The organism is Streptomyces cinnamoneus (assembly GCF_014650495.1).
Lineage (GTDB): Bacteria > Actinomycetota > Actinomycetes > Streptomycetales > Streptomycetaceae > Streptomyces > Streptomyces cinnamoneus.
This window is the reverse complement of record NZ_BMVB01000016.1, coordinates 35,696-52,360: the sequence shown is the minus strand read 5'-3', so window position 1 is coordinate 52,360 and position 16,665 is coordinate 35,696. Positions and strand designations below refer to the sequence as shown.

General features: G+C 70.9%; 19 protein-coding genes. 15 read left to right on the top strand and 4 right to left on the bottom strand.

Annotation, left to right across the window (positions count from 1 at the left end; translation table 11 throughout):
* The first annotated feature begins 45 nt into the window (after window positions 1-45).
* The 7 genes from IE182_RS21600 to IE182_RS21570 all read left to right on the top strand — a co-directional run bounded on the left by IE182_RS21600 (window position 46) and on the right by IE182_RS21570 (window position 4,384).
* Window positions 46-426: a hypothetical protein gene (locus IE182_RS21600; RefSeq protein ID WP_229845006.1), complete on the top strand. Its 381-nt coding sequence runs from the start codon at window positions 46-48 to the stop codon at window positions 424-426.
* On the top strand, window positions 423-692 hold the full coding sequence (locus IE182_RS21595; RefSeq protein ID WP_190111556.1) for a hypothetical protein: 270 nt from the start codon (window positions 423-425) through the stop codon (window positions 690-692). The genes IE182_RS21600 and IE182_RS21595 overlap by 4 nt, the downstream gene beginning before the upstream one ends.
* A gap of 143 nt (window positions 693-835) precedes the next feature.
* Window positions 836-1,645: a helix-turn-helix domain-containing protein gene (locus IE182_RS21590; RefSeq protein ID WP_190111555.1), complete on the top strand. Its 810-nt coding sequence runs from the start codon at window positions 836-838 to the stop codon at window positions 1,643-1,645.
* A gap of 11 nt (window positions 1,646-1,656) precedes the next feature.
* On the top strand, window positions 1,657-1,827 hold the full coding sequence (locus IE182_RS21585; protein WP_190111620.1) for a DUF397 domain-containing protein: 171 nt from the start codon (window positions 1,657-1,659) through the stop codon (window positions 1,825-1,827).
* 320 nt (window positions 1,828-2,147) lie between these two features.
* Entirely contained in the window at window positions 2,148-2,615 is a 468-nt protein-coding gene (locus IE182_RS21580; RefSeq protein WP_190111554.1) for a VOC family protein, read from the top strand.
* Window positions 2,616-2,832: 217 nt separating this feature from the next.
* A complete protein-coding gene (locus tag IE182_RS21575; protein WP_229845005.1) occupies window positions 2,833-3,768 on the top strand; it encodes a hypothetical protein in 936 nt (311 codons plus the stop codon).
* Window positions 3,769-3,784: 16 nt separating this feature from the next.
* Window positions 3,785-4,384, top strand: coding sequence for a GOLPH3/VPS74 family protein (locus IE182_RS21570; RefSeq protein ID WP_190111553.1), 600 nt, complete (start codon window positions 3,785-3,787; stop codon window positions 4,382-4,384).
* Window positions 4,385-4,428: 44 nt separating this feature from the next.
* Here the strand turns inward: IE182_RS21570 and IE182_RS21565 are convergent, their stop codons facing one another.
* Entirely contained in the window at window positions 4,429-5,652 is a 1,224-nt protein-coding gene (locus IE182_RS21565) for a class I SAM-dependent methyltransferase (RefSeq protein ID WP_229845004.1), read from the bottom strand.
* A gap of 50 nt (window positions 5,653-5,702) precedes the next feature.
* Between IE182_RS21565 and IE182_RS21560 the strand changes: the two genes are divergently transcribed.
* From IE182_RS21560 to groL, 4 genes are all read left to right on the top strand, one after another.
* The gene (locus tag IE182_RS21560; RefSeq protein WP_190111551.1) at window positions 5,703-6,266 is read left to right on the top strand and encodes a flavoprotein; all 564 of its coding nucleotides are present in this window, start codon (window positions 5,703-5,705) and stop codon (window positions 6,264-6,266) included.
* 135 nt (window positions 6,267-6,401) lie between these two features.
* Window positions 6,402-7,259, top strand: coding sequence for a polysaccharide deacetylase family protein (locus IE182_RS21555; RefSeq protein ID WP_229845003.1), 858 nt, complete (start codon window positions 6,402-6,404; stop codon window positions 7,257-7,259).
* Window positions 7,260-7,627: 368 nt separating this feature from the next.
* Window positions 7,628-7,936: a co-chaperone GroES gene (gene groES / locus IE182_RS21550; RefSeq protein WP_083105757.1), complete on the top strand. Its 309-nt coding sequence runs from the start codon at window positions 7,628-7,630 to the stop codon at window positions 7,934-7,936.
* 114 nt (window positions 7,937-8,050) lie between these two features.
* A complete protein-coding gene (groL, locus tag IE182_RS21545) occupies window positions 8,051-9,679 on the top strand; it encodes a chaperonin GroEL (RefSeq protein ID WP_190111550.1) in 1,629 nt (542 codons plus the stop codon).
* A gap of 155 nt (window positions 9,680-9,834) precedes the next feature.
* On the opposite strand, the gene IE182_RS21540 is transcribed toward groL, so the two are convergent.
* Together IE182_RS21540 and IE182_RS21535 are read right to left on the bottom strand one after the other, a co-directional pair.
* Window positions 9,835-10,530 carry an ester cyclase gene (locus IE182_RS21540; RefSeq protein ID WP_190111549.1) on the bottom strand — a complete coding sequence of 232 codons (696 nt, stop codon included), beginning with the start codon at window positions 10,528-10,530 and terminating at the stop codon, window positions 9,835-9,837.
* A 103-nt stretch (window positions 10,531-10,633) separates the two neighbouring features.
* Complete coding sequence (locus tag IE182_RS21535; RefSeq protein WP_190111548.1) at window positions 10,634-11,407, bottom strand: SDR family NAD(P)-dependent oxidoreductase; 774 nt, start codon at window positions 11,405-11,407, stop codon at window positions 10,634-10,636.
* A 221-nt stretch (window positions 11,408-11,628) separates the two neighbouring features.
* Here IE182_RS21535 and IE182_RS21530 point away from each other — a divergent pair, with 221 nt between their 5' ends.
* On the top strand, window positions 11,629-12,540 hold the full coding sequence (locus tag IE182_RS21530) for a LysR family transcriptional regulator (RefSeq protein WP_190111547.1): 912 nt from the start codon (window positions 11,629-11,631) through the stop codon (window positions 12,538-12,540).
* 171 nt (window positions 12,541-12,711) lie between these two features.
* Here the strand turns inward: IE182_RS21530 and IE182_RS21525 are convergent, their stop codons facing one another.
* Complete coding sequence (locus tag IE182_RS21525) at window positions 12,712-13,038, bottom strand: WhiB family transcriptional regulator (protein ID WP_099199465.1); 327 nt, start codon at window positions 13,036-13,038, stop codon at window positions 12,712-12,714.
* A gap of 414 nt (window positions 13,039-13,452) precedes the next feature.
* Between IE182_RS21525 and IE182_RS21520 the strand changes: the two genes are divergently transcribed.
* From IE182_RS21520 to guaB, 3 genes are all read left to right on the top strand, one after another.
* Window positions 13,453-14,064, top strand: a complete 612-nt coding sequence (locus tag IE182_RS21520; RefSeq protein WP_003948568.1) for a response regulator transcription factor — start codon at window positions 13,453-13,455, stop codon at window positions 14,062-14,064.
* Window positions 14,065-14,382: 318 nt separating this feature from the next.
* Window positions 14,383-14,958, top strand: coding sequence for a sigma-70 family RNA polymerase sigma factor (locus IE182_RS21515; RefSeq protein WP_206279852.1), 576 nt, complete (start codon window positions 14,383-14,385; stop codon window positions 14,956-14,958).
* 142 nt (window positions 14,959-15,100) lie between these two features.
* Complete coding sequence (gene guaB / locus IE182_RS21510; protein WP_190111545.1) at window positions 15,101-16,603, top strand: IMP dehydrogenase; 1,503 nt, start codon at window positions 15,101-15,103, stop codon at window positions 16,601-16,603.
* Window positions 16,604-16,665 lie beyond the last annotated feature (62 nt).

The following is a 16,665-nucleotide window of genomic DNA, read 5'->3' as shown; positions in this document are numbered from 1 at the left end:
CTGTTTGGGCTGGGTACGGTGAGCGTACGGAGCAGAGTCCCGCCCATGGGAGAAACCATGACTGCTGATGTTCCCGCGCGACCGTTGATTCCGCAGCCTTCGCCCACGGTGTCCGCGCTACGCCAAGCCGTCGGGAAGATCATGCCTGCTTCTCTGCCTGCATTTGCCAGAGAGCTGGAACAGGCTGTTGACGAGGCTATGGACCCGGCCCGTCAGGTAGCGGAGTTTGGGCCGCTGTGGCGGTTCACCACGCGCTGGGCTGTTTACGTGCAGATCCAGCGCCAGCCACAGGTAGCGGCGAGGTTCCGGGAGCTGGAGGACTTGGCGGCCGAATTGGACGACCGGGAGCAGATCTTCACGGTCACGTCCGAGCTCGGCCACATCCTCGACGACGCGTTTGAGGCAATTGGGCTGAGGAAGCCTTGAGCGATTGGAGCTGGGCGTACGACCCGAACGAAGAGCACGTTGCGGGCGGCGTACCGGCTGCCTACGTGGCGGAGGTCGAGCGACTTGCCGAGGACCTTGTCTTGTTGGCGAGCACTGGCGCAGACCTCGATCACGTCGGCGAAGGGCCAAGGCCCGGTGGCATGCGGCAACTGGAAGCCGCAGGAGGATTCTTCTTCTTCCTCGTGTTCCGGCGGGGCAGGATGATCGTCGTCACGAGGATTGTGCCGCCCTTCGAGAGCCTCTGACTCGCCGTGGAGGAGAGGGCGGTACGGGCAGGCGTCGGCGCCTGGCGATTCACCCGTTCGGGGGCAGGCTTGGCGTGCGAACCGGGAGACCCGAGCGTTCCCTGACGGCTACCTTGCGTAGTGGCGATGGGAAGGGGTGGCCCATGGGGGAAGCGGAGTCTCAGCCGCCGATCGGCTGGCGCTACTGCGGGGATCAGCTGAAGCTGTGGCGGCAGCGGGCGGGCGTCTCGCGGGAGGAGCTGGGGAAGGAAGCCGGGTACGGCTACGAGACCATCAAGTCGATGGAGCAGGGACGGCGCCGGCCGAGCCTGCGGGTGCTGCAGGTCGCGGACCAGATGTGCGGGGCGGCCGGGCTGCTGGAAGCGGCGCACCCGTTCTTGAGGCCGGAAGAGCCGCGGTCGGTTGTGCAGGACTTCTTCCGGTACGAAGCCGAGGCGATCGTGTACAGCTCCTGCGAGCCCATGTTCATTCCGGGGCTGCTGCAGACGGAGGAGACCATGCGGGCGCTGTTCAACTCGGCATGGCCACCAGTGGATGACGCGACGGTTGAGGAGAGGGTCGCTGTCCGGCTCGGGCGGCAAACACTGCTCGACAAGCAAACTGTGGCGTTCTCCTTCGTGATCGGCGAGCTTCCGCTGCGCTACCCAGTCGTCAGCAACGAGGCCCATAGGAGGCAACTGCTGCGCATCTTGGAGGTGGGGCAGCAGCGCAACGTAACGGCGCAGGTGATGCCGCTCGACAGGTACAGGGAGGGGCTCGACAGGGCCATCATGGTGTTGGAGTTGCCAGGGCATGACCGGATTGCCTACGAGGAAGCGCACGCCACGGGTGGGCTCTACGGCGATCCGGCCAAGGTCAGTTCGTATGCGCAGAAGCACGCATTGAACGGCAGGGTGGCTCTCAATCCGGCGGAGTCCGTGCGTTTCATCCGAGAGCTCTCGGAGGAGTTGTGAGCACCAAGCTGATGTGGTTCAAGTCCAGCTACAGCACGTCAGAGGGAAACGCCTGCGTCGAGGTGCGCTCCGGGCCCCGGGAGATACGGGTGCGGGACTCGAAGCGAATAACCGGGCCGGAGCTCCGCTTCGCGGCTCCCGCCTGGGCGGCGTTCGTGGCCGCTCTCGCCGCCGGGGGCTGAGCCCAGGGATCGCGCAGCGATTCTGCGCCGCTGCGCGGCTTGGGGCGCGGAGGGGGCCAGGGGCTCCGCCCCAGGGGGCCGGCTGCTGGCGCAGCCTTGGTGGGCGAGCTCCGCATGCCGGGCGCACCCGGCAAGGTCGCGCCAGCGGGCGGGCTCTCAGGGGCGGAGCCCCGGCGCCCTCCCGGCCCAAGCCGCGCAGCGGTGCAGAGACGCTGCATGTGCGCGCAGCGGAGCGGAGCGGAGCCTCGCCTTGACCTCAAGCTTGATTGAGTTCCTACCTTCGTGGCCATCGGCAGAAATCGATGAAGGAGGAACTTCCCATGGCCGCGACCACCGTTCCCGAGAACTACCGCAACGCCGTGATCGCTCACATCATGCTCGACGGAGCCGCCTCTGCGATCAGCTTCTACGTCCAGGCTTTCCGCGCCGAAGAGCTGTTCCGCCTCGATGGTCCGGACGGGCGCATCCTGCACGCAGAGATCAGCATTCAGGGATCCGCCATCATGCTCGGAGACGCCGAAGGGCCCGTCTTCGGCGCGCCGACCGCCATCGGCGGTACCACCGTGGGTCTGCACGTCTACGTCGATGACGTCGATGCTCTCGTGCGGCAGGCCGTTGTGGCCGGCGCGGAGCTGCTGCAGCCGCCGACCGACCAGTTCCACGGCGACCGCACCGCCATACTGCGCGACCCCTTCGGGCATGTCTGGGTCTTCCTCACGCACCTGGAGGACCTGACGCCGGACGAGCTCGCCCGCCGGGCCCGGGAATATTTCCACGCCGGGGCTTGAGCTCCGGGCTCCGGGCTCTTTATTCAAGGAATGGGCGGTGGGTTTCAACCCACCCACCCTCCCCAATCGCGCGTATACCACGCCGCGTTCACTTTGTGTGATCTGCTTGCGACGAACAGTGGCGACCCTCTAGCGTCCGGAACAAGCAAACGACCCCGGTCGGTGTTAGCGCACCGAGCCGGGGTCTGACCATCAAGATCGAAAAGGACTCGATCTCATGGCTGACGCCAACCCTAGCGCCGTCGCGCGCCCCCCGCACGCCTACCCGATGGCCAAGCCGGGCTACGGCAAGAAGTCCGCCCCCGCCCAATCGCCGCGTACCGCCACGGACTTCGCGCACCTCCCGCCGCGCGAGGCGCAGATCGCCGCGTTCGTCGACCGCCTGCCCGAAGGCGCGGCCATGGACGCCAAGTCGCTGGCTGCCCAGCTTCCCGCCTACGGCCAGGCCGCGTGCCGCACGGCCCTGCGGCGCCTGTCGGAAGCCGGGCACCTCCGTCGGGTGAAAGAGCACCTCAAGGGTGACGACGGGGCCTATCACTGGGTGACGCGCACGTACTTCTCGCGCACCGCGCGGGACGACGCCTGGTGGACGGCCGTCCTCGCGGGCGAGGTCCCCGAGCCGCCCTCCGGGCCCGCGCCCCGCTCGCGGGCGTACGCGGCGCTGGCCGCCGCCGGGCGCACGGACCCGCGCATGACGCTGTCGCACACCGACTGCGTCGCCCTCGAACCGCTGGCGGCCGCATGGCTGGAGCGCGGCGCGAGCGAGAGCCACGTCGTACGCGAGCTCACGGCGGGGTTGCCCTCGCAGGTGCACCACGCTGCGGCGCTGGCCCGTCGTCGACTCATCGACAAGCTGCCTCCCGAGCGCGCGCCGGAACCGCCGAGCCTCACCCCGCTGAGGCTCGTGGAGTGCACCGTCTGCGCCGCTCCCGGCCGCCCGGAGGCCCTCCCCGGCGGCCTCTGCCGCGACTGCCGGGGCGAACCCCAACGACCCGCCTCGGCCGCCCTCACACCGGAGGAAGTCCACGCCCGGGCGGCCATCCTGCGGGCGATCAACCGTGAACCCGAACGGCCGTACGGCACGCCGGTCGAGCTCCCTGCGCCGGTTGGGTTCACCCTGGAGACAGAGAAGCTCAAAGAGTTCAGGCACTAGCCAACGGGAGCGCCCCATGACCACAGCCCGGGACCTGCTGATCGCCGTCATGGGCGAGGCCCCCGACCGGCCCGCGGAGCGGGGTGAGGTGTCACTGGCGCTGGCAGGCGCCGAGCTGGCCGACCTCCTGGCCGCCGGGGTCGTCACGCTGGGCGGCGACCAGGGCGACCGGATCGTCCCCGGCCCGCCCACGGGCACGGGTGACCCCCTGCTGGACGAGGCCGCGGCGTCGCTCACCGCGGAGGCGCCGTACGAGGCAGTCGGCGACTGGCTGTGGCGCAGGGGACGCGACCTGGCCTCGGCCTACGTGGCCGCCCTTGAGGCGGACGGGCACGTCCGACGGCAACGTCGTAGCTGGACCTTCCGGCCCGGCCGGCCGGTGCTGACGGATCCGGACGGCCGCCTGCGGTCGAACGAGCCCGTCCTCGCCGCCCTCGTCACGGCCGTCCGGACCGGCGACGAGGGGAACGCAGAGGCCGCCGCCCCGGGCGTGGCCGACGACGCCGTGGACACCGTGCTCGCCGCGGTCAACGGCGCGGTGATGGAGCTGGAAGCGCTACGGCAGCGGCGGGCCATCGAGCAGTCGGCCTTCGACAACATCTGGCGGGGCGACTGAATTCAGCATCACCGCCTCAAGGGCCGAGAAGGGCTGACCCGGGGTTAGGGCGTGTCCGAGGGCCTCGCCACCGGCTGCCCCAGCAGCATCGTCGGTGCACCCGCCACGCGCGTCAGGACGATGACGCAGGAGTTCGGCCCGGCCGGCTTGAGCTTCTTGCGGAGCTCCTCCGGCTCGACGGCCGAACCCCGCTTCTTGATGACGACGACGCCGATCCCGCGCTCCCGCACCAGCGCCTTCAGCCGCTTCAGGTTGAACGGCAGCACGTCCGTGATCTCGTACGCCGCCGCGTACGGCGTCCCGCGCAGCTCGTCGCTCGTCACGTACGCGATCGTCTCGTCGATCAGACCGCCGTCGCCGAGCCCGGCCGCGACATCGGCCACCAGGTGCGCGCGGATGACCGCGCCGTCCGGCTCGTAGAGGTAGCGCCCCACCGGCCGTACCGCCGGGTCCGGCAGGCCCTGGCCCACCAGCGACGCACCGCCCGGCAGCAGCGTCGCGCGGCGGGCGCCCGGCTCCGTGCCGAACCACAGCACGGCCTCCTTCACGTCGCCGCCGTCCGAGATCCACTCCGCCTCGGCGTCCTCGGGGATCGCCTCGTGCGGGACGCCCGGTGCGATCTTCAGGGCCGCGCGCGGGGCCCGGCGGGCCGCCTCGATCGCCCAGGACAGGGGCGGGGAGTACGCCTCCGGGTCGAAGATCCGGCCGCGGCCGCCGCGCCGCGCAGGGTCGACGAACACGGCGTCGTACGTCGACGTGTCGACCTCCGTGACGTCGGCGCAGCGCACCTCGATGAGATCCGACAGACCCAGCGCCGCCGCGTTGGCCCGGGCGACCTCGCAGGTCAGGGGGTCGCGGTCCACGGCGAGGACGGCGATGCCGGCCCGGGCGAGGGCGATCGCGTCGCCGCCGTTGCCACAGCACAGGTCGGCCAGGCGACGCACGCCGAGCGCCTCGAAGCGCCGGGCGCGGTGGAGCGCGACGGACGCGCGCGTGGCCTGCTCCACGCCGTTGGGGGTGAAGAACATCCGGTACGCGTCCTCCGCACCGAACTTCGCGACCGCGCGCTGCCGCAGCCGTGCCTGTCCGAGCGCCGCCGACACCAGCTCGGCGGGGTGCTCGCGGCGCAGCCGGGTGGCCGTGGCCAGCTCCTGGGAGGGGTCGTAGTCGCGCAGGCCGTCGAGGAGGGCGCGGCCCTCGTCGGTGAGCAGGGCCGCGAAGGCGGCGGTGGCGTCGGTCGCGTCGGTGGCGGGATTCGGTGCGGGCACGTGTCTCATTCTCTCTTGCGGGCCGGTGCCCCACGCGGTGGACTGCCGGGGTGACGACCACCGCGAACCGCATCCTCTACCTGGTCTGCTGCGCCGCCGCGCCCGCCGTCCGGGTCGCCGACGGAGTCCGCGCCGCCCAGGCCCGTGGCTGGGACGTGTGCCTGATCCTCACGCCCTCCGCGCACCGCTGGCTGGAAGCGGAGGTGCCCGCCCTGCGCGCACTGACCGGCCACCCCGTGCGCCACCAGTACAAGCTTCCCGGCGAGCCCGACGTCCTGCCGCCGCCCGACGCGATCCTCGTTGCGCCCGCCACCTTCAACACGGTCAACAAGTGGGCGGCCGGCATCTCCGACACCCTCGCCCTCGGCCTGATCACCGAGGCCGTCGGCCTGGGCCTGCCCCTCGTCGCCCTGCCCCGTCTGGGCGACGCCCAGGCGGCGCACCCCGCCTTCCCCCGGAGCGTGGAGTTCCTGCGCGCGGCGGGGGTGACCGTGCTGCTCGACGAGGCCGGCGACGGACCGGGCGACGACCCGGGCGACGAGCCGGTCCAGGGCGACGGCCAGGAGGCGTACCCCTGGGCGAAGGCCGTCGCGGCGCTCCCGGCCGTCGGCTGAGGCGCCGGGGCAGCGGGCCGGGGCAGGGGCTGGAGCAGAGGGCCGAGGCAGCGGAGCGAAGCGGCGGGCCGGGGCGGGAGTCCCTGGGCGGAGGCCCCCGCGCGGAGTTCGAACGCATGCACAACAATCGTCCGCGTGAGCCTGCTCGTTTCCGGCCGCCGTCTGCGCGCCGCCGCCCTCGCCTCCGCCGCCGTCCTCCTGGCCGGTGCCCTCGCCGGCTGCTCCGGTTCCTCCGGGGGAGGCAAGAAGGAAGCCCGCGCGGGCGGCGCGTCCGCCGCCACGACGTCCGCGACGCCGCCCGCGTCCGACGACGCGTACCGCCGCTGGGGCCTGGAGCGGCCGCTGGCCGCGCCGCCCGCCCCGCCGGCGAAGAAGCTCACCGACGGGGCCACGGGCGGCGCCCCCCAGGTCGTCCGCCGGATACCCACCCAGGACAAGGTCGTCTTCGTGACCTTCGACGACGGGGCCGAGAAGGACCCCGAGTTCCTGAAGATGGCCAAGGACCTCAAGCTGCCGTTCACGATGTTCCTGACGGACAGCATCTCCCGCGCGGGCAGCGGCTACGGCTACTTCGACCAGCTCCGGGCCCTCGGCAACGGCATCGACAACCACACCCTGACCCACCCCAACCTGCGCACCCTCTCCGCCGATGCGCAGAAGCACGAGATATGCGGGCAGCAGGACGCCCTGGAGAAGCGTTTCGGCACACGGCCGGCGCTCTTCCGCCCCCCGTACGGCAACTACAACGACGCCACCCTCGCCGCGGCCGGCGGCTGCGGTGTGCGCGCGGTCGTGCTCTGGGAGGTGACGATGCAGATCAACGACATGCGCTACGCGCAGAGCGACAAGCTGCGCCCCGGCGACATCGTCCTGGCGCACTTCCGCGGCCCTCAGGAGCTCAAGGGCACCTCGATGACCGGCATGGTCACCAACATGCTGCGCAGCATCCAGCGGCAGGGCTACACGGTGGCGCGGCTGGAGGACTACCTCTAGGCGCGTCGCGGACGGCCAGGGAGACCGCCCTGGACGATCAGGTCCGCTCCGGACGGCGCCGGGGGAGTGCGCCGGGTCCCGGCTGGGTAGGGCACCTTCCGGCCGTCCGCCGCACCCGCGTCGCACCCCGCGTCGCACCCGCGTCGTACCCGCGCCGCACCCGGTGATCGCCAGGCTCGCCGCAACGGCGAATTGGCACTCCGCTTGACCGAGTGCTAACCGCGTCATAGTCTCGGCTCCGTTGGCACTCTCCACCGGTGAGTGCCAAACACAGCGACGGGCAGATTCGGCACCCGCGACGACGGATCCACCTGGTCGCCACCTCAGACAGTTAACCCCGTGAGATCTCCGAAGGGGGAGGTCGGATCGTGACGACCGCCAGCTCCAAGGTTGCCATCAAGCCGCTTGAGGACCGCATCGTGGTCCAGCCGCTCGACGCCGAGCAGACCACGGCCTCCGGCCTGGTCATTCCGGACACCGCCAAGGAGAAGCCCCAGGAGGGCGCTGTCCTGGCCGTGGGCCCGGGCCGCTTCGAGAACGGCGAGCGCCTGCCGCTCGACGTGAAGGTCGGCGATGTCGTGCTGTACAGCAAGTACGGCGGCACCGAGGTGAAGTACAACGGCGACGAGTACCTCGTCCTCTCGGCCCGCGACGTCCTCGCGGTCATCGAGAAGTAATTCACCCAAGCTTTCGAACCTTCGAAGCTTTTGTTCTGCGCCCCTGGTTCCCGCGTCACAGCCGGGCGCCCGGGGCGCAGTTCGTTTGAGAGAGATCGCGAGGATACGTAACCCATGGCGAAGACCCTGAAGTTCGACGAGGACGCCCGTCGCGCTCTTGAGCGCGGCGTCAACAAGCTTGCCGACACCGTGAAGGTGACGATCGGCCCCAAGGGCCGCAACGTCGTCATCGACAAGAAGTTCGGCGCCCCCACCATCACCAACGACGGCGTCACCATCGCCCGCGAGGTCGAGCTCGACGACGCGTACGAGAACCTGGGCGCCCAGCTCGTCAAGGAGGTGGCGACCAAGACCAACGACATCGCGGGTGACGGCACCACCACCGCGACCGTCCTGGCCCAGGCGCTGGTCCGCGAGGGTCTGCGCAACGTCGCCGCCGGCGCCTCCCCGGCCTCCCTGAAGAAGGGCATCGACGCCGCGGTCAAGGCCGTCTCCGACGACCTGCTGGCGACCGCCCGCCCGATCGCCGACAAGGCCGACATCGCCGCCGTCGCCGCGCTCTCCGCGCAGGACAAGCAGGTCGGCGAGCTCATCGCCGAGGCCATGGACAAGGTCGGCAAGGACGGTGTCATCACCGTCGAGGAGTCCAACACCTTCGGTCTGGAGCTGGACTTCACCGAGGGCATGGCCTTCGACAAGGGTTACCTCTCGCCGTACATGGTCACCGACCAGGAGCGTATGGAGGCCGTCCTCGACGACCCGTACATCCTGATCCACCAGGGCAAGATCTCCTCGATCCAGGACCTGCTCCCGCTGCTGGAGAAGATCATCCAGGGCGGTGGCTCCAAGCCGCTGCTGATCATCGCCGAGGACGTCGAGGGCGAGGCCCTCTCCACCCTGGTCGTCAACAAGATCCGCGGCACGTTCAACGCCGTGGCCGTCAAGGCCCCGGGCTTCGGCGACCGCCGCAAGGCGATGCTGGGCGACATGGCCACCCTCACCGGTGCCACCGTCATCGCCGAGGAGGTCGGCCTCAAGCTCGACCAGGCCGGTCTGGACGTGCTGGGCTCCGCCCGCCGCGTGACGATCACCAAGGACGACACCACCATCGTCGACGGCGGCGGCAACGCCGCCGACGTCCAGGGTCGCGTCGCCCAGATCAAGGCCGAGATCGAGACCACCGACTCGGACTGGGACCGCGAGAAGCTCCAGGAGCGCCTCGCCAAGCTCGCCGGTGGCGTCTGCGTCATCCGCGTGGGTGCGGCCACCGAGGTCGAGCTCAAGGAGAAGAAGCACCGTCTGGAGGACGCCATCTCCGCGACCCGCGCCGCGGTCGAGGAGGGCATCGTCTCCGGTGGTGGCTCCGCGCTCGTCCACGCCGCCAAGGTGCTGGACGGCGGCCTGGGCAAGGAGGGTGACGAGGCCACCGGCGTCGCCGTCGTCCGCCGCGCCGTCGTCGAGCCGCTGCGCTGGATCGCCGAGAACGCCGGCCTGGAGGGCTACGTCATCACCTCCAAGGTCGCCGAGCTGGAGAAGGGCCAGGGCTTCAACGCCGCCACCGGCGAGTACGGCGACCTGGTGAAGGCCGGCGTCATCGACCCGGTCAAGGTCACCCGCTCCGCCCTGGAGAACGCCGCGTCCATCGCCTCCCTGCTGCTCACGACCGAGACCCTGGTCGTCGAGAAGAAGGAAGAGGAGTCCGCCGAGGCCGGTCACGGCCACGGTCACGGCCACGCGCACTGACGCACCGCCGCACCGACGCCTTTGCACCACGGCCCGGCCCGGCCTCCCCTCGCGGGAGGCCGGGCCGGGCCGTTCGTGTGCGGTGTTCGTGTGCGGCTTCGTGTGCGGTGGCGCGGAGCCGTTCCGTTGCGGCCGTTACGGCTCCGGTCCGGCCGTTACGGCCCCACGTCCAGCTGGCGCCTCAGGCCCATCAGATCGTAGATCCACCAGCCCTCCGCGATCTTCCCGTCCGCGAAGCGATGGATCGTCACGCCGTCCATCGTGGCCCGTCGGCCCGTCGGCTGCAGCCCCATGAAGTCGCCCTGGTGGACGCCCCGCCAGGTCCAGTGGGTGGTGACCTGGTCGCCCTCGGCCACCTGGCAGTGGAGGGTGAAGTCGAAGTCGAACGCGTTCCGCCAGAACGTCACGTCCTGCTTCATGACGTGCGCGCCGATCGCGGTCTCCTCCTCCTTGACGACGTCGTGGTCCCGGTAGTCGGCCGCGAAGATCTCGTCGACGAGGTCCAGGTCGCCGCCGACGGCGATCTCCTCGTAGAAGCGGCGGGCCGTCGCCTTGTTGACCTGCTCGTCGCGGACGACGTCGAGGTCGGTGAAGGTCGGCATGCCGTCGCAGAGCGCCACCATCTCCTCGAAGATCCGGTTGGTCTCCGGGAGGCTCGAGTTCTTCATCGCCTCTTCGTAGGACGGGAACTCGACGATCTCGATGTAGTGGTCGGCGGCTGCGCGGTCCCGGCCGACGACCGAGCGGGTGGCGGTGCGCCTGCCCTCGGTGGCGGCGAGCCACTCGTCCATGAGCCGGTTCATGTCGTCGTACCGGCTGGTCTTGCAGTCGATTACCTGTACGAAAGTCATGGCGCCTCCCAGGTGATATATCCAGGCTAGCCCGGAATGTGCACCCGGGAGGCGGGGAGTGGGGCGGGGAGCGAGGCGGGTGGCGTCGCGCCGGAAGCGGGGGTCAGTTCGGCCCGTACCGGCGGCCGGTCGATGCGCTCGCGCGCGAGACCGCCCGGCGCGGGGCCAGCTTCATCAGGCCCGTCAGCGCCTTGTACCGGGGGTCAGGGATGGACAGGGACTTGCCGCGGGCGAGGTCCTTCAGCGCGGCCTCGACGAGCTTGTCGGCGTCCAGCCACATCCAGCCCGGCACGTTGTCCACCCCCATGCCGGCCCGCTGGTGGAACTCCGTCCGGACGAAGCCGGGGCACAGAGCCATCAGCCGCACTCCGCTGCCCGCCAGGTCCCGCGCGGCACCCTGGGTGAACTGCACCACCCACGCCTTGCTCGCCCCGTACGTACCCCGGGGGACGAACGCGGCCACCGACGCCACGTTGACGACCCCGCCGCGCCTGCGCTCGCGCATGCCCGCGGCCGCGGCCGACGTCAGCCGCAGGACCGCCTCGCAGTGCACCTTGAGCATGGTCAGCTCGTCGGCCATCGAGACTTCGAGGTAGCGGCCCTTGTTGCCGAAGCCGGCGTTGTTGACCAGCAGGTCCACCGGGTTCTTGCGGTCCGAGAGCCGGGCCTCGACGGCCGCGATGCCCGCCTCCTCCGACAGGTCCGCGCGGAGCACCTCCACCTCCACCCGGTGGCGGTCGTGCAGCTCGGTCGCCTGCTCGCCCAGCCGCTTCTCGTCCCGGGCCACGATGACCAGGTTGTGTCCGTCGGCCGCCAGTCGTCGTGCGAAGGCCGCGCCGATGCCGGCCGTGGCTCCCGTGATCAGTGCAGTCGTCATACCGGAACGTTAGTGCTCGCCGCCCGTCCCCGGTTGCCTCCCCCGGCCTCCGTTCGCCCCTGCGGGGCGCTGCGCGGCACATCCGCCCTCCTGCGCCCGCACCCCCGCGCCCCCGCGGCCAACGCCCTCCGGCGTGCACGCCGTTGACGCCGCCCCCCATGGCCTCAAAGGGACCAGTGAACATTTCTCGACGAGTCCAAGTCTGTCTTATGCTCGGAGCTATGATCGAGGCTCGTCACCTGAGGGTGCTGCGCGCGGTGGCCGCCACCGGTTCGTTCTCCGCGGCGGCACGCGACCTGGGCTGCACCCAGCCCGCCGTCAGCCAGCAGATGAAGGCCCTGGAGCAGTCCACGGGCACCCCCCTGCTGATCCGCACGGGGCGCGAGATGCGCCTGACCGAGGCGGGCGAGGCCCTCGTCCGGCACGCCGCCGGGATCCTGGCCGGCCTGACCGCGGCCGAGGAGGAGATCGCGGCCATCGCCGGGCTGCGGGCGGGCCGCGTGCGGCTGGTGTCCTTCCCCAGCGGCAGCTCGACGCTGGTGCCCACCGCCCTCGCCGAGATGCGCGCCGCCCACCCCGGCACCCAGATCTCCCTCGTCGAGGCGGAGCCGCCGCGCTCGGTGGAGATGCTGCGCGAGGGCGACTGCGAGATCGCGCTCGCCTTCCGCTACCCCGACGTGCGCGGCGCCGATCCGGCCGCCGGCGCGGAGTGGGACGACCTGGTCGTACGGCCGCTGCTGACGGACCGCCTCATCGGCGTGGTGCCGGAGGGGCACCGGCTGGCGGGCGCGGAGCGCATCGGGATCGGCGAGCTGGAGCAGGAGCCCTGGATCGCCGGCTGCCCGCGCTGCCGGCGGCACCTGGTGGAGGTCTGCGAGAGCGCGGGCTTCACGCCGCGCATCGACTTCGCCACCGACGACTACCCGGCCGTCTTCGGGCTGGTCGGGGCCGGGCTCGGGGTGGCCGTCATGCCGGAGCTGGCGCTGGAGTCGGTCCGGCCGAAGGGGGCCCGCACGGTGCCCGTCGAGCCGGTCGTCCACCGCGAGATCGTCGCCCTCACGCTGCCGGACCTGGCCCGGGTGCCGGCGGTCGCGGCGATGCTGGACCGCCTGGTGGCCGCCGCCCACCGCTGAGCACGCCCGCCGAGGAGCGGCGCCGGCCGCATCGCCGAGGCACGCGCGCATCACCCCGGCGCCGGAAGGCCGCCGAGGGCTGTCGGCCGAAACCGGAACCTCTCAGCTGACGGGAAACCTCTCAGCTGAAACGTTTCTTCTCGGGGTGGCCGATGGGGTGCGCCCGGGCGCTCAGGCAGTCATGGCACCGGCGCCCGCGCCGCTCGCGGTGATGGAACGGTGCCGCGCGCGCCCCATGAGCTCCTCGCGCTCGTCCTCGGTCAGGCCGCCCCACACGCCGTAGGGCTCCCGTACCGCCAGCGCGTGCGCCGCGCACTCGGCGCGTACCGGGCAGCGCATGCACACCTCCTTCGCGGAGGTCTCACGGGCGCTGCGGGCGGCGCCCCGTTCGCCCTCGGGGTGGAAGAAGAGCGAGCTGTCGACCCCTCGGCACGCCGCCAGCAGCTGCCAGTCCCACAGGTCGGCGTTGGGACCGGGGAGGCGGGAGAAATCTGCCATTGCTTATCCCCTCGGGACGATCTGTCGAAGTGATCCGTTGCAGTACCCGTCCATACCTCTGTCATGCGTCTGCTGTGTGAGCAGATGAAAATATGACTCATTGCGAATCTAGCCACAGACAGCAGCAAATGGGAAGAAAAACGGGTCCGACTGGGCAAATGGGGCATAGCTTGCCTGGTGGGACGGGCGCCCCCTGTGCGCCCTGCTCCGTGTCCGCGCCCTCACGTAGAGTGCCGAACACGGCCGACCGAGCCCGTAACTCTTTCGGGTGACCGTCGTTGAGAGTGCGGAGGCGGTTGACGCATCAAGCAGTCGGGCGGGTGGCAGTGCCCGGGCGTCGTCAATCGCACAGGTGACGATCAATACCAGCCTCTGGAGGCTCAAGGTGACGCGCATCAGCTGCGGAGGGCGGCCATGACATCCGTCCTCGTCTGCGACGACTCCCCGCTTGCCCGAGAAGCGCTCCGTCGCGCGGTGGCGACCGTGCCCGGCGTCGAGCGCGTGACGACGGCGGCCAACGGCGAGGAAGTCCTCCGCCGCTGGGGCGCCGATCGTTCGGACCTCATTCTGATGGACGTACGCATGCCCGGCCTCGGCGGTGTGGAGACCGTCCGCCGGCTGCTCTCGGCCGACCCCGGCGCCCGCATCATCATGCTCACGGTCGCGGAGGACCTGGACGGGGTCGCGCTCGCGGTCGCCGCAGGTGCGCGCGGCTATCTCCACAAGGACGCCTCGCGCGCCGAGCTCCGCGCCACCGTGACCCAGGCGCTGGCCGACCCGACCTGGCGGCTGGCGCCGCGGCGGCTGCGCTCCGCCGAGATGGGTGCGGCGCCCACGCTCACCGCGCGTGAGATCCAGGTGCTGGAGGGCATGAGTCACGGCCGCTCCAACGCCGAGATCGGCCGTGAGCTGTTCCTCTCCGAGGACACCGTCAAGACCCACGCGCGTCGTCTGTTCAAGAAGCTGGGCGCCTCGGACCGGGCGCACGCCGTGGCGCTGGGCTTCCGCTGGGGCCTGGTCCGCTAGGCCGCCGACGGCCGGTTCCGGGCAGCTCTGGGGCGTCGTGTTCGTGCGTCGAAGCGGGGGAGTGACGTACCCCGCCCGCCGGGGAGCGGGCGGGGCGGCCCGCCGTGGCCGCCCGCCCGGCGGCCCCCGATCACCGGCCCGCTGCACGTTTCCCGCGCGCTGCCGCATCCTTGGAGTATGGAGTTCCTCGGGGACGGCTCGGGAAGGCGTGATGGGAAGGTGCGGGACATGACCGCCGGCGCACCCGCTCATAACGCTTCGGTGCACAACTACGGATGCGGTGCCGCGGACAATCCGGCGTCAAGGCACCATGGACCGATGCGCGACGACGACACGACAGCCATTGGCGCGCTCGTCGCCCGCGCCGTAGAGGGCGACCGCCAGGCCACCCACGATCTGCTCGCCCTGGTGCATCCGCTCGCGCTGCGCTACTGCCGTACGCGCCTGTCGCGGCTGCCCGGCGACGCCCGCCACTTCGTCGACGACCTCGCCCAGGAGGTCTGCCTGGCGGTGCTGTGCGCCCTGCCGCGCTACCGCGACACCGGGCGGCCCTTCGAGGCGTTCGTCGTGGCCATCGCCGCGCACAAGGTCGCCGACCTGCAGCGGGCCGCCATGCGTCACCCGGGGAGCACCGCCGTGCCCTCCGACGAGATGCCCGAGCAGCCGGACGACTCGCTCGGGCCGGAGGAGCGTGCCCTGCTCAGCAGCGATGCCGAGTGGGCCAAGAAGCTGCTCGCCAACCTCCCGGAGAACCAGCGCGAGCTCGTCCTGCTGCGGGTCGCCGTGGGGCTGACGGCCGAGGAGACGGGGCAGATGCTCGGCATGTCGCCGGGGGCCGTGCGCGTCGCCCAGCACCGGGCGCTCAGCAGGCTCCGGGCGCTCGCGGAGCAGTGATCCAATCCTCTGGGGCAGCCAACCGACCGAATCCTGTACGAATCTCCAAGTGATGCGGACCTCAGTGCTCGTGGAATGGGACACCATTGGTGGCCGTTAGCATGGGAGTCCTCGCTGGGGCAAGACCATTTGGGAAGGTGTCATGACTGACAACGTCGACGGAATGCCCGGGAAATTCGCGATGCTCGGTCTGACATATGACGACGTCCTGCTGCTGCCGGGCGCCTCCGAGGTCCTGCCGAACGCCGTGGACACCTCCTCCCGGGTCTCGCGCAACGTCCGGGTCAACATCCCGCTGCTGTCCGCCGCCATGGACAAGGTGACCGAGGCGCGCATGGCCATCGCCATGGCCCGCCAGGGCGGCGCGGGCGTGCTGCACCGCAACCTGTCCATCGAGGACCAGGCCAACCAGGTCGACCTGGTCAAGCGCTCGGAGTCCGGCATGGTCTCCGACCCGATCACGGTCCGCCCGGACGCCACGCTGGCCGAGGCGGACGCCCTCTGTGCGAAGTTCCGCATCAGCGGCGTGCCGGTCACCGACCCGGCGGGCAAGCTGCTCGGCATCGTCACCAACCGCGACATGGCCTTCGAGGTGGACCGCAGCCGCGCCGTCCGCGAGATCATGACGCCGATGCCGCTGGTGACGGGCAAGGTGGGTATCTCCGGCGAGGACGCCATGGAGCTGCTGCGCCGCCACAAGATCGAGAAGCTGCCGCTGGTCGATGACGCCGGTGTGCTCAAGGGCCTCATCACGGTCAAGGACTTCGTCAAGGCCGAGAAGTACCCGAACGCCGCCAAGGACGCCGAGGGCCGCCTGGTCGTCGGTGCCGCGGTGGGCGTGGGTCCCGAGGCGTTCGAGCGCGCCCAGGCGCTCGTCGAGGCCGGCGCGGACTTCCTGGTCGTCGACAGCGCGCACGGCCACAGCCGCGGCATCCTCGACATGATCGCCAAGATCAAGTCCAACATCACCGTCGACGTCGTCGGCGGCAACGTCGCCACCCGTGACGGCGCCCAGGCGCTGATCGACGCCGGCGTGGACGGCGTCAAGGTCGGCGTCGGCCCCGGCTCGATCTGCACCACCCGCGTCGTCGCCGGCATCGGTGTGCCGCAGGTCACCGCGATCTACGAGGCCGCCCAGGCGTGCCACGCCGCCGGTGTGCCGCTCATCGGCGACGGCGGCCTGCAGTACTCCGGCGACATCGCCAAGGCGATCGCCGCCGGTGCCGACACGGTGATGCTCGGCTCGCTGCTCGCGGGCTGCGAGGAGTCGCCGGGCGAGATGGTCTTCATCAACGGCAAGCAGTTCAAGTCCTACCGCGGCATGGGCTCCCTGGGCGCCATGCAGTCCCGCGGCCAGGCGCGGTCCTTCTCCAAGGACCGTTACTTCCAGGACAACGTCCTCTCCGAGGACAAGCTGGTGCCCGAGGGCATCGAGGGCCAGGTTCCCTACCGCGGCCCGCTGGCCTCCGTCGCCCACCAGCTCATCGGCGGCCTGCGCGCCTCCATGGGCTACGTCGGCTCGGCGGACATCCAGGAGCTCAAGGACAAGGGCCGCTTCGTGCGGATCACGTCCGCGGGCCTCAAGGAGAGCCACCCGCACGACATCCAGATGACCGTGGAAGCGCCGAACTACTCCCGCCGGTAGTAGGGCCGGGGTAGTTTCGGAGTTTCGTACAGCGCCCGCAGGAGCCCGCGACCGACAAGGCC

What these genes read in the sequence shown, in the direction of transcription:
- IE182_RS21600 (WP_229845006.1), top strand. Translation starts at nt 46, where the DNA reads ATGGGAGAAACCATGACTGCTGATGTTCCCGCGCGACCGTTGATTCCG.
- IE182_RS21590 (WP_190111555.1), top strand. Translation starts at nt 836, where the DNA reads ATGGGGGAAGCGGAGTCTCAGCCGCCGATCGGCTGGCGCTACTGCGGG.
- IE182_RS21585 (WP_190111620.1), top strand. Translation starts at nt 1,657, where the DNA reads ATGTGGTTCAAGTCCAGCTACAGCACGTCAGAGGGAAACGCCTGCGTC.
- IE182_RS21580 (WP_190111554.1), top strand. Translation starts at nt 2,148, where the DNA reads ATGGCCGCGACCACCGTTCCCGAGAACTACCGCAACGCCGTGATCGCT.
- IE182_RS21575 (WP_229845005.1), top strand. Translation starts at nt 2,833, where the DNA reads ATGGCTGACGCCAACCCTAGCGCCGTCGCGCGCCCCCCGCACGCCTAC.
- IE182_RS21570 (WP_190111553.1), top strand. Translation starts at nt 3,785, where the DNA reads ATGACCACAGCCCGGGACCTGCTGATCGCCGTCATGGGCGAGGCCCCC.
- groL (WP_190111550.1), top strand. Translation starts at nt 8,051, where the DNA reads ATGGCGAAGACCCTGAAGTTCGACGAGGACGCCCGTCGCGCTCTTGAG.
- IE182_RS21540 (WP_190111549.1), bottom strand. Translation starts at nt 10,530, where the DNA reads ATGACTTTCGTACAGGTAATCGACTGCAAGACCAGCCGGTACGACGAC.
- IE182_RS21535 (WP_190111548.1), bottom strand. Translation starts at nt 11,407, where the DNA reads ATGACGACTGCACTGATCACGGGAGCCACGGCCGGCATCGGCGCGGCC.
- IE182_RS21530 (WP_190111547.1), top strand. Translation starts at nt 11,629, where the DNA reads ATGATCGAGGCTCGTCACCTGAGGGTGCTGCGCGCGGTGGCCGCCACC.
- IE182_RS21525 (WP_099199465.1), bottom strand. Translation starts at nt 13,038, where the DNA reads ATGGCAGATTTCTCCCGCCTCCCCGGTCCCAACGCCGACCTGTGGGAC.
- IE182_RS21520 (WP_003948568.1), top strand. Translation starts at nt 13,453, where the DNA reads ATGACATCCGTCCTCGTCTGCGACGACTCCCCGCTTGCCCGAGAAGCG.
- IE182_RS21515 (WP_206279852.1), top strand. Translation starts at nt 14,383, where the DNA reads ATGCGCGACGACGACACGACAGCCATTGGCGCGCTCGTCGCCCGCGCC.
- guaB (WP_190111545.1), top strand. Translation starts at nt 15,101, where the DNA reads ATGACTGACAACGTCGACGGAATGCCCGGGAAATTCGCGATGCTCGGT.